This window comes from Microbacterium sp. NPDC006705 (genome assembly GCF_044903545.1).
Lineage (GTDB): Bacteria > Actinomycetota > Actinomycetes > Actinomycetales > Microbacteriaceae > Microbacterium > Microbacterium plantarum.
The window spans coordinates 700089-711332 of record NZ_JBJDQQ010000002.1 but is presented as its reverse complement, the minus strand read 5'-3'; the positions used below and the strand labels follow the sequence as shown (position 1 = coordinate 711332).

Below are 11244 nucleotides of genomic sequence, written 5' to 3'. Positions count from 1 at the left end.
GTTACATTCCGAACCCGGAAGCTAAGCCTCACAGCGCCGATGGTACTGCAGGGGGGACCCTGTGGGAGAGTAGGACACCGCCGGACTTCTTTCGTGAAATGGCCACCCAATGTTGGGTGGCCTTTTCTCGTTTCCGGGACGAAAGGAACGTCGTGACTGAAGAAGACCGCCCGCGATCGGAGCGCAAGCCCCGTTACTCTGCTGCGGATTCCGGCGCACGGCGTCCGCGTCGCGACGGCGATGCTCGTCCGCCGCGTTCCAATGACGAGCGCCCGCGCCGGGACGGCGATTCCCGCCCGCGCCGCGACGGCGATTCCCGCCCCCGTCGTGATGGTGACCGTCCGTCGTACCCGCGTCGCGATGGGGCGGGGGATGGTCGTCCCCGTCGTGACGGTGATTCGCGTCCCCGTCGTGACGGTGATTCGCGCCCCCGTCGTGATGGTGACTCGCGTCCGCGTCGTGACGGTGATTCGCGTCCGCGTCGCGATGGTGACTCCCGCCCGCGCCGCGACGGCGATCGTCCGTCGTACCCGCGCCGTGATGGTGACGCGCGCCCGCGGCGCGACGACCGCGACGGGGCACGTTCATCGCGTCCGCCGCAGGGGTCCGAGCGTCGCGACGTCCCGCGCGGCCCCGAGATCCCCGAGACCGTCACGGCTCGCGATCTGCCGGGCGCTGCGCGCAACGAACTGAAGACTCTGAGCAAAGAGAACGCGGAGCAGGTGGCCCGCCACCTCGCCATGGTCGCCCAGCTGATCGACGACGACCCCGCGCTCGCGCACGAGCACGCGCTCGCGGCTTCACGTCGCGCCGGACGCGTCGGGGTCGTGCGCGAGACCGTCGCCATCACCGCCTATGCGACGGGGGACTACGCCCTCGCCCTGCGGGAGCTCCGCACGTACCGACGGATCTCCGGCAGTGACGACCAGATCGCGATGATGGTCGACAGTGAGCGCGGTGTCGGTCGCCCCGACCGGGCGCTCGAGGTCGGTCGAGCGGTCGACCGGTCGACGCTTCCGATCGAGGTTCGCGTCGAGCTCGCGATCGCGATGTCGGGGGCACGGCTCGACCTCGGTGAGACCGAGCGCGCGCTGCAAGAGCTCGACATCCCCGAGCTCGACCCCGACCGTGCGTTCTCGTGGAGCCCCGCCCTGTTCGCCGCCCGGGCTGCCGTGCTCGAGGACCTCGGTCGCTCCGAGGAGGCCGCGCTCTGGCAGCGGCGCGCCCTCGTCGCCGAGGAAGCCCTCGGCGCGACTGATGCGGACCGTGAACTGATCGTGGTCGACGACATCGACGAGGACGCCGCGCTCGAAAGCGAGGCGCCGGCGGAAGGCAAGACCGAGGAGCGCGGCTGATGGGCCTGTTCTCCCGGGCACCGTCGACACCGCTCGACGGTGTGGATGCCGTCCTGGCCGATCTCGACGGTGTCGTCTATGCCGGTCCCGGCGCCCTGCCGCACGCGATCGAGAGCCTCAACCGCGCGGGGGAGACCCGCCGGCTCGGGTACATCACCAACAACGCGTCCCGGCGCGACTCGGTGGTCGCCGACCATCTGCGGGAACTCGGCCTGAGGGCGACGCGCCCCGAGGACGTCATCACGAGCCCGCAGGCAGCGATGCGCCTCCTTCGCGAACGTGTTCCCGCCGGGGCGACGATCCTCGTCGTGGGCGGCGATGGACTGGTCCACGAACTCGTGAAGGCGGGCTACGTCCCCACCCGATCGGCCGACGACGATCCGGCCGCCGTCGTGCAGGGATTCGCACCCGAGGTCGGCTGGGCGCAGCTCGCCGAAGCCGCCTATGCGCTGGCGACTCAGGAAGACGAGGGCGGCATCCCCTGGATCGCCACGAACACCGACTGGACCATTCCGCAGGCGCGGGGGATCGCGCCGGGGAACGGCACACTGGTGTCCGCCGTGCACACGGCGGTCGGACGTCTCGCGACCGTCGCCGGCAAGCCCGAGCGACCCATCTTCGATGAGGCCGTCGCGCGTTTCGGCGCCTCCCAGCCGCTCTTCATCGGTGACCGACTCGACACCGACATCGCCGGGGCCCAGGCGGCCGGCATCCGGTCGGTGCTGGTGCTGACGGGTATCGATCGGCCCAAGCACGTGCTGGCGGCGCCCGCCAACTCGCGCCCGACGTACATCGTGAGCGACCTGCGCGAGCTCCACGAGCCCTACCCCGAGGTCAGGACGAAGGGCGACGTGACGACCGTCGGCAACGCGTCGGTGCGCATCGACGGCGCCGACATCGTCATCGTCTCGGCAGGCGACCGGCCGATCGATCTGGTCCGGGCGGGCGCGGCCGCGATCTGGGCGACGGGTCGCGCGATCTACGGATTCCGGGTTCCCGAGGCTCTCTACGCGGATCCCTTCCACCGTCCCTGACCCCGCGTATCGTGGGAGCCATGTCGATGGATGGTGCCGACCCGGGCGAGCACGAGCCCACCGCCGCGGACAGCGCGACGCCGAGCATCGCCGAGCAATGGTGCGACGACCTGCTGTCTTCGCTCGACGTCATCGAAGACCAGCCCCTGAGCGAGCGTGCCGCGTCGTACGCGGCGCTGCACGACGAGCTCGCGCGCCGCCTCGACTCCGGTCCGACCGGCGCCGCGTGAGCACCCGACTCGATGCGGCCGTCGCCGCCCGGGGTCTGGCGCGCTCACGCAGCCACGCCGCAACACTGATCGCTGAGGGACTCGTCTCCGTCGACGGGCGCACCGTCGTGAAGGCGTCACATCCGGTGGCCGACACCGCGACCCTCGTCGTCGCCGGCGCCGACCACTACGTCAGCCGGGCCGCCCACAAGCTGATCGCCGGACTCGATGCGTTCGATATAGCCGTCGCCTCCCGGAGCGCAATCGACATGGGCGCCTCGACCGGCGGCTTCACCCAGGTGCTCCGCGAGCGCGGCGCTCGGCCGGTCGTCGCCGTCGACGTCGGTCACGGTCAGCTCGCGCCGAGCATCGCCGCGGACGACGACGTCATCGCGGTCGAGGGCTTCAACGTCCGCGACCTCTCGCCCGAGACGCTCGCCGGGCTCGTCGGCGCCCCGTTCGAGCCGCAGGTCATCACCGGCGACCTCTCCTTCATCTCCCTCGAGCACGTCCTGCCCGCCGTCGTCTCGGTCTGCTCACCGGGAACGGATGTCGTCCTGCTCGTGAAGCCGCAGTTCGAGGTCGGGCGGACCGCCGTCAAGGGCGGGCTGGTCACCGATCCGGCGCTGCGGGCGGATGCCGTGATGGGTGTGCTGTGGTCGGCGTGGGACGCCGGACTCGCCACCCACGGGGTGATCGCCTCGCCGCTGGTCGGCACCCACGGCAATCAGGAGTACGTCGTCCACCTGTGCATCCGCGCTGGTGAGGCGGGCAATCCGACACAATGGATACACACGGTGGACGAACTGGCGGGAGCCCGATGATCGACGCGATGCGCAACATCCTCGTCGTCGCCCACGCGCGCCGCCCCGACACCGTCGCCGCGGCGCAACGCGTCCTGAACGCTCTGTCCGACGCGGGGGCGCGTCCCGTGCTGGCGGCCGACGACCGCGCCGAGCTCGTCGAGGCGCTGGGCGAGCTTCCCGGTGTCCTCACGCTCGACCTCGACGTGAGCGTCGCCGAGCTCGAACTGGCGATCGTCCTGGGCGGCGACGGCACGATCCTGCGCGCCGTCGACCTCGTCCGGGGCGGCACCGCTCCCGTCCTGGGGATCAACATGGGCCACGTCGGGTTCCTCGCCGAGATCGAGGCCGACGACATGGACGATGCCGTCCGGCGGGTCATCGACCGCGACTACGACGTGGAGGAGCGCATGGCGCTCTCGGTTCGCGTCAAGGACGGCTCCGGCGACGTCGTCTACGAGACGTGGGCGCTGAACGAGGCGACCGTCGAGAAGGCCAGCCGCGAACGGATGCTCGAGGTCGTCCTCGAGGTCGACCGGCGTCCGCTCTCGGCCTTCGGCTGCGACGGAGTGGTGATCGCGACTCCGACCGGGTCGACGGCGTACAACTTCTCCGCCGGCGGTCCCGTGATCTGGCCGGACGTCGAGGCGGTCGCGGTGGTGCCGCTCTCCGCGCACGCGCTGTTCGCACGCCCGCTCGTGATCAGCCCGGAGGCATCCGTCGCGATCGAGGTCGGCGCGGGTACGAACGGCACCGGCATCCTCTGGGCCGACGGACGCCGCTCGCAGGAGCTGCCTCCCGGAGCCCGCGTCGTCGTGCGCCGTTCGAAGACCCCGGTTCGCCTGGCCCGGCTGCATCCGGCCGCCTTCACCGACCGGCTCGTCCGGAAGTTCCGGTTGCCGGTGGTCGGGTGGCGTGGTCCCAGTCTCGAGCAGCGGGAGGGCGCCTCGTGATCGAAGAGATGCGCCTGCGCGGCCTCGGTGTCATCGCCGAGGCGACGCTGCCGATGGGTCCCGGGTTCACCGCGATCACGGGCGAGACGGGCGCGGGCAAGACGATGGTCGTCACCGGACTCGGGCTGCTGCTCGGCCAGCGGGCCGACTCGGGCGCCGTGCGTGCGGGCGCGCCGCAGGCATCGGTCGACGGCGTCTGGATCATCGACGAGGGCGGACCCGTCGCCGAACGCGTCCGCGAAGCCGGGGGAGACGTCGAGCCGATCGGCGGAGGCCGCTCCGAGCTGTATCTGGGACGCGTGCTGTCGAGCGAAGGTCGTAGTCGCGCCAGCGTGGGCGGGCGTCCCGCGCCGGCGGCCGTACTCGCCGAGCTCGCCGAACAGCTCATCGTCGTCCATGGGCAGTCCGACCAGCTGCGGCTGAAGTCGGCCACCGCCCAGCGCGACGCACTTGACCGCTTCGGCGGCCCCGAGATCACCACGGCGCGCGACCGCTACCGCGCGGCGTTCGACGCCTGGCGTGCCGTCGACGCAGAACTGACGCAGCTCGACGCCGATCGCGACGCGCGCCGCCGCGAGGCCGACGACCTGCGCGCGCGCATCGCCGACATCGAGGCCGTCGCCCCGCAGCCGGGGGAGGACGCGGCGCTCGCCGAGCGGGCCGAGAAGCTCGCCAACGTCGAAGAGCTGCGTGCCGCCGCTGCGACGGCGCACGACGCGCTCTCGAACGACGACGAGCTGCCCGACGCGGTGTCTCTGCTCGCCGAGGCCCGGCGCGCGATCGAGCGCTCGGCGTCGAGCGACACGGCCCTCGCCGCTTTCGTCGAGCCGCTGGCCGACCTCGGCTACCGCGCCGCCGACCTCGTGACAGGCCTGAGCGCGTACCTCGCCGATCTCGATGAGAGCGGGCCGCAGGAGCTCGCGGCCGTCGAGGAGCGGCGCGCCGCGCTCGGCGGTCTGCTGCGCGTGCACGGCACCCTCGACGAAGCACTCGCGCTGCTCGAGAGCGGGTCCGCACGGCTCATGGAGCTCGACAACGACGGCGACCGCATCGAGCGCCTGCGCGCTCAGCGCGACGAGCTCGCCGAGGCGCTGGATGCCGCCGCCGCCGAGCTGACCGCGGCCCGTACTGCCGCCGCGGAGCGACTCGGTGCCGCGGTCACGGCGGAGCTCCGCGAACTCGCCCTGCCCGACGCGCGCCTGGTCGTCACGGTCGAGCCCGGCACGCCGTCGGTCTCGGGGCGCGACGACGTCACGATCCTGCTCGCGCCTCACCCCGGCGCCGAGCCCCGGCCGGTCGCCAAGGGCGCCTCGGGCGGTGAGCTCAGCCGGGTCATGCTCGCGATCGAGGTCGTGATCGCGGGAACCGACCCCGTGCCGACGTTCGTGTTCGACGAAGTGGATGCCGGAATCGGCGGCGCCGCGGCGATCGAGGTCGGGCGCCGGCTCGCCCGGCTCGCCGAGACGAGCCAGGTGATCGTCGTGACCCACCTCGCCCAGGTCGCCGCTTTCGCGACGAACCACCTGACCGTCGTGAAGTCGAACGACGGCTCGGTGACCGCGTCGAGTGTCCGGCGGCTGGAGGGCGGCGACCGCGAGGCCGAGATGGCGCGTCTGCTGTCGGGCCTGCCGGATTCGGGGGCCGCGATCGAGCATGCCCGAGAACTGCTGAACCTCTCGCGTTCCTGACTGATAGAATAGAAGCCCGTGACGGACACTCATCGCGCGGCCTCTTCCCAGAACACCACCAAGCAGATCTTCGTGACCGGTGGTGTGGTCTCTTCTCTCGGTAAGGGACTGACCGCCGCGAGTCTCGGCAACCTTCTCACCGCACGCGGTCTTCGCGTCGTGATGCAGAAGCTCGACCCGTATCTGAACGTCGACCCGGGCACGATGAACCCGTTCCAGCACGGTGAGGTCTTCGTGACCGATGACGGCGCCGAGACCGATCTCGACATCGGACACTACGAGCGGTTCCTCGACATCGAGCTGAGCCAGGCGGCGAACGTCACGACCGGTCAGATCTATTCGCAGGTCATCGCCAAGGAGCGCCGCGGCGAGTACCTCGGCGACACCGTCCAGGTCATCCCGCACATCACCGACGAGATCAAGCGCCGGATGCGGCTGCAGGCGACCGAGGAGCCCCGCCCCGACGTCATCATCACCGAGGTCGGCGGCACCGTCGGCGACATCGAGTCGCAGCCGTTCCTCGAAGCGGCCCGTCAGCTGCGCCATGAGCTCGGCCGCGACAACGTGTTCTTCGTGCACGTCTCGCTCGTGCCGTTCATGGGCGCCTCGGGCGAGCAGAAGACGAAGCCGACGCAGCACTCCGTCGCGGCCCTCCGCCAGGTCGGCATCCAGCCCGACGCCCTCGTGCTGCGCAGCGACCGTCCGGTCAGCGAGAGCAACCGCAACAAGATCGCGCTCATGTGCGATGTCGACGTCGAGGGCGTCGTGAACACCGTCGACCTGCCGAGCATCTACGACATCCCCTCGACCCTGAACGATCAGGGTCTCGACGCGTACATCACGCGCCGGCTCGGGCTGGCCGAGAAGGCCGACGACGTCGACTGGACGCGGTGGAGCAAGGTGCTCGACGCCGTCCACAACCCCAAGCACGAGGTCACGATCGGTCTCGTCGGCAAGTACATCGATCTTCCCGACGCCTATCTCTCGGTCACCGAGGCGCTGAAGGCCGGCGGCTTCGCGCAGGAGACCAAGGTCAACGTCACCTGGATCCCCTCCGATCTGTGCGAGACCCCCGAGGGTGCCGAGAAGGCGCTCGCGAGCGTCGACGGCATCGTCGTGCCCGGCGGCTTCGGCATCCGCGGCATCGAGGGCAAGCTCGGCGCGCTGAAGTTCGCGCGCGAGCAGGGCATCCCGACCCTCGGCATCTGCCTGGGGCTGCAGTGCATGGTGATCGAGTACGCCCGCAACATGGCGGGCCTCGCCGGTGCGTCGTCGAGCGAGTTCGACCCGGAGACCGAGTTCCCCGTCATCGCGACGATGGCCGAGCAGGTCGACATCATCGCCGGCGGCGACCTCGGCGGCACGATGCGCCTGGGCCTGTACGAGGCCGACCTCGCCGAGGGCTCGCTCGCGGCCGAGGTGTACGAGGCGACGAAGGCCTCCGAGCGCCACCGCCACCGCTACGAGGTGAACAACCGGTACCGCGACCAGATCGCCGAGGCCGGCCTGGTCTTCTCGGGCCTGTCACCCGACCGCAACCTCGTCGAGTACGTCGAGCTGCCGCGCGACGTGCACCCGTACTACATCGCGACGCAGGCCCACCCCGAGCTCCGGTCGCGTCCGACCGAGGCGAACCCGCTGTTCCGTGGGCTGGTCGCCGCCGCCCTCGACCGGCACCGCGCGAGCGAGCTGTTCGAGGTCGAGGATGCCTGAGCTGCGCGACGAGCCCGTCGAGCCCGAGGTCATCTCGAGCGAGCTGGTGTACTCGGGGCACGTCTGGGACGTGCGGAGCGAGACGGTGCGTTTCGGTGACGGCGAGATCACCCGCCAGTTCGTGGACCACCCCGGTGCGGCCGCGGTCGTCGCGATCGACGACGAAGAGCGCGTCGTGCTGATCCAGCAGTACCGGCATCCGATCCGTCATCGCGACTGGGAGATCCCCGCGGGGCTGCTCGACGTCGCCGGCGAGCCCCCGATCGAGACCGCGCGGCGGGAACTCGCCGAAGAGGTCGACCTGGTGGCGGCGTCGCTCGAGCCGCTCGTCAGCATCTTCACGACGCCCGGGGGCAACGACGAGGTCATCCACGTCTTCCTCGCGCGCGGCCTCAGCCCGGCGCCGAGCGCGTACGAGCGCGAGGACGAGGAAGCCGACATGCGCGTCGAGCGCGTACCGCTCACGGAGGTCGTCGACGGCGTGCTCGCGGGACGGTTCCGCAACGGCATCCTGGCGACGGGCGTGCTGGCGGCAGCCGAACGGCTGCGCCGGGGCTGACGGACGTGCGGCTCGACCGCGCCGTCGCGGCGTACCTGCGCCACATCTCGGTCGAGCGCGGGCTGTCGGCGCACACGGTCGCGGCCTACCGGCGCGATCTCGACGCGTACACCGCGTGGCTCGCCGAGCAGGGGATCGGTGACACGTCCGAGATCACGGCTGAGGTCGTGACCCGGTTCGCCGAGGAGGCGGCATCCGCCGACCCGCCGCCGGCGGCCACGTCGCTGGCGCGGCTGCAGTCGTCGCTGCGCGGGTGGCACCGCTTCCTCGCCCGTGAAGGCATCGTCGATGCCGATCCAACGCAGCGGCTGCGCCCGCCCAAGACGCCGCGGCGCCTGCCGAAAGCTCTGACGATCGACCAGGTCGAGAGTCTGCTCGACGCGGCGGGTCCCGCTCCGGGCGATGTCGCCGCGACCGACATCGCCGCGCTGCGGGATCGAGCGCTGCTCGAGCTGCTCTATGCGACGGGCGCGCGCGTGTCCGAGATCGTGCAGCTGGATGTCGACGACCTCGCCCTCGGCGACGTGCTGCGCGTTCGCGGCAAGGGCGCGAAGGAGCGGATCGTCCCGGTCGGCTCGTACGCGCGCGCTGCCGTCGAGGCCTATCTGGCGCGGGGCCGGCCGGAGCTCTCCCGGCGCGGACGCGCGACGCCCCGACTCTTCCTCGGGGTACGCGGTGCTCCGCTGTCGCGGCAGAGCGCGTGGCTGATCATCCAGCAGGCGGCCGAGCGCGCGGAACTGACGGCGCATGTGTCGCCGCACACCCTGCGGCATTCGTTCGCGACGCACCTGCTGCAGGGCGGGGCCGACGTCCGCGTCGTGCAGGAGCTGCTCGGGCACGCGTCGGTCGCCACCACCCAGATCTACACGCATGTCACGGTCGACGCGTTGCGGGAGATCTACGCCACGTCGCATCCTCGCGCGCGCTGAGACGGGGTACAAGCGGACGGCGTCGCAGCCCCGGCACGGCAGGATAGGGGCATGAGCAGCGGCGCACCCCGGGACGACGCCGGCGCCACCCCGTTCGGCACCGAGGCGCTCACGACCCCGCTCCCCGAGCCTGGCGAAGAGGGGCTCCGTGGCGAAGCGGGCCGGCGCGCCTCATGGCTGGTCGCCGTGCGAGCGGTGTTCGTCTCGGCGGTGCTGGTGCTCGGGGTGGGCGTGCTCGCGTTGCTCTTCGTCCTCTTCATCCAATCGATGGCAGGCGGCTCGGGCCTGTCGTGGTCGAACATCGTGATCGCGGCGGTGATGGTGCTGCCACTCGCGGTGAGTCGCTTCGGCGGGATGCGTCGCGCCCGGCAGGAGGCCGACGCCGCGTTGTACCGTCTGGAAGGGTTCGCGACCGCGAACCGGCTCGGTCTGCGCCACCGCGAGGACGACCCGCAGGAGAGTGCGACCGTCTTCGGCCTCGGCAAGCGCCGGATGGCGTCCGCTGTCGTGACGGGGAGCGAGCCGCGCCCGTTCCGGTCGGCGGACTACGCGTTCGACACCTGGATCGGCCGCTATCGGATGCCGCACTCGCTGACGTATCTCCGCGTAGGCCTCGCCGCCGAGCTGCCGCGGGCGAGCCTGGTCGCGGTGCACGCGCCGGGCGCGCCCTCCTGGCGTCCGCCCCTCGGGCAGGAGCGGATCGAGATCGGTGGCGGGTTCGACGAGCACTTCGGCGTCTGGTGCGCGCCCGCCGACGGCGACCGTGTTCGCCGGATGCTCACGCCGTCCGTGCGCTCCGGCCTGGCGGCGGTCGCGCCCGACGTCGACGTCGAGACCGTCGGCCGACACGTGTACTTCCTCTCCCGTGGCGCGCTGGCGCGCTGGACCGCCCCGTTCTGGCGCTGGACCGAGGACCTGCTCGCGATCGCCGCGCGTATGGAGGATGCCGCGACCGCTCACCCGGAGCCGTCGCCGGGCGGCGCGCTGCGCAGCACCGACGCGGAACGGGCCGAGACGCGAGCGCTCCTGTTCACCCGGCCCGCGGTCGGTCGCCCCGTCGCCATCGGCTGCCTGCTGCCCCTCGTCTTCGGGGTCGTCGCAGGTCTCCTCACCGCCACCTGGCGCTGAAGCTCGGGCGGGGCTCGCGGCATCCGGTCGAACCCGGTTTTTCCCGGCACGGGGCGGCCGCGGGCGCGGTACCGGCGCCGCAGGATGACAGCATGCCCACCGCAGCATCCGCCGCCGTTTCGGAGAACAGGCGCGGCATCCGTCCCGGCCCCGCGCTCGCCGTCGTCTGGATCGTGGCGGGCGTCGCGGGCTGGATCGTGTCGTTCCTGCTCTACCACGAGTACGTCGGCCAGCTCACCGGTGCCGAAGCCCTCATCTCGTGCGACATCAGCCCGATCGTCACGTGCGGCCCCAACCTGCTGAGCCCCGGCGGGAACCTGCTCGGGTTCAGCAACTCGATCATCGGGATCGTGCTCTTCCCGGGCGCCATCTACGCGGGAGCCTCCGGGCTCGCGGCGCCGGGCGGGCTGCGTCCCTGGTACTGGCGGGTGTACGCGGGGTTCGTCGCGGCGGCGTTCGCGCTCGTCCATGTCTTCGCCTACCGCAGCGCGTTCGAGTACGGCTCGCTCTGCCCGTGGTGCATGGTCGTGTGGCTCGTGACGATCCCGCTGTTCTGGACGACTCTCGGCTGGACGCTGCGCGAGGGTGTCTGGGGCCGCGCGCCGCAGCGCGTCGGCGCGCTGCTGCTGGCGTGGACGCCCCTCGTCGTGGTCGTCGACTACCTGCTGATCGCCGTCGCCGCCCAGCTGCGGCTCGACGTGCTCGGGAGCCTGTGACCCGGAGGCGTTGCGGAGATACGTTCGTCGGATCGGCGGTGCTGGTGTCGCCTCGGGCGTCGGCCCAGGCCACTTCTGCCCCGCGCGTCCGACGAACGTATCGGCTCACGCCGGGTGCCTGTGCGAGAATCGATCGCACGCTACGGAAAGCAGGAGT

Annotated in this window: 12 protein-coding genes and 1 rRNA gene; all 13 read left to right on the top strand. The window is 71.5% G+C overall.

What is annotated here, in order from left to right:
* Positions 1 to 86 (top strand): 5S ribosomal RNA (gene rrf / locus ACI2K6_RS13920); the annotation flags it as partial.
* Between the two features lie 175 nt (positions 87 to 261).
* Entirely contained in the window at positions 262 to 693 is a 432-nt protein-coding gene (locus tag ACI2K6_RS13915; RefSeq protein ID WP_404568849.1) for a hypothetical protein, read from the top strand.
* A 29-nt stretch (positions 694 to 722) separates the two neighbouring features.
* Positions 723 to 1355, top strand: coding sequence for a hypothetical protein (locus ACI2K6_RS13910; RefSeq protein WP_269268025.1), 633 nt, complete (start codon positions 723 to 725; stop codon positions 1353 to 1355).
* On the top strand, positions 1355 to 2389 hold the full coding sequence (locus ACI2K6_RS13905; RefSeq protein WP_404568848.1) for an HAD-IIA family hydrolase: 1035 nt from the start codon (positions 1355 to 1357) through the stop codon (positions 2387 to 2389). Before ACI2K6_RS13910 ends, ACI2K6_RS13905 begins: the two co-directional genes overlap by 1 nt.
* Before the next feature lie 20 nt (positions 2390 to 2409).
* Positions 2410 to 2619 (top strand): hypothetical protein, encoded by a 210-nt coding sequence (locus ACI2K6_RS13900; protein ID WP_404568847.1) that lies wholly within the window; start codon positions 2410 to 2412, stop codon positions 2617 to 2619.
* On the top strand, positions 2616 to 3422 hold the full coding sequence (locus ACI2K6_RS13895) for a TlyA family RNA methyltransferase (protein WP_404568846.1): 807 nt from the start codon (positions 2616 to 2618) through the stop codon (positions 3420 to 3422). Before ACI2K6_RS13900 ends, ACI2K6_RS13895 begins: the two co-directional genes overlap by 4 nt.
* An 8-nt stretch (positions 3423 to 3430) precedes the next feature.
* Positions 3431 to 4354: an NAD kinase gene (locus tag ACI2K6_RS13890; protein ID WP_404568845.1), complete on the top strand. Its 924-nt coding sequence runs from the start codon at positions 3431 to 3433 to the stop codon at positions 4352 to 4354.
* Positions 4351 to 6042: a DNA repair protein RecN gene (gene recN, locus ACI2K6_RS13885; protein ID WP_404568844.1), complete on the top strand. Its 1692-nt coding sequence runs from the start codon at positions 4351 to 4353 to the stop codon at positions 6040 to 6042. The genes ACI2K6_RS13890 and recN overlap by 4 nt, the downstream gene beginning before the upstream one ends.
* Positions 6043 to 6060: 18 nt before the next feature.
* On the top strand, positions 6061 to 7755 hold the full coding sequence (locus tag ACI2K6_RS13880; protein ID WP_404568843.1) for a CTP synthase: 1695 nt from the start codon (positions 6061 to 6063) through the stop codon (positions 7753 to 7755).
* Positions 7748 to 8314 carry an NUDIX hydrolase gene (locus tag ACI2K6_RS13875; protein ID WP_112617526.1) on the top strand — a complete coding sequence of 189 codons (567 nt, stop codon included), beginning with the start codon at positions 7748 to 7750 and terminating at the stop codon, positions 8312 to 8314. Before ACI2K6_RS13880 ends, ACI2K6_RS13875 begins: the two co-directional genes overlap by 8 nt.
* Before the next feature lie 5 nt (positions 8315 to 8319).
* Complete coding sequence (gene xerD, locus ACI2K6_RS13870; RefSeq protein ID WP_274179017.1) at positions 8320 to 9243, top strand: site-specific tyrosine recombinase XerD; 924 nt, start codon at positions 8320 to 8322, stop codon at positions 9241 to 9243.
* A 51-nt stretch (positions 9244 to 9294) separates the two neighbouring features.
* Positions 9295 to 10371, top strand: a complete 1077-nt coding sequence (locus tag ACI2K6_RS13865; RefSeq protein WP_404568842.1) for a hypothetical protein — start codon at positions 9295 to 9297, stop codon at positions 10369 to 10371.
* A gap of 92 nt (positions 10372 to 10463) precedes the next feature.
* Positions 10464 to 11087 (top strand): vitamin K epoxide reductase family protein, encoded by a 624-nt coding sequence (locus ACI2K6_RS13860; RefSeq protein WP_404568841.1) that lies wholly within the window; start codon positions 10464 to 10466, stop codon positions 11085 to 11087.
* Positions 11088 to 11244 lie beyond the last annotated feature (157 nt).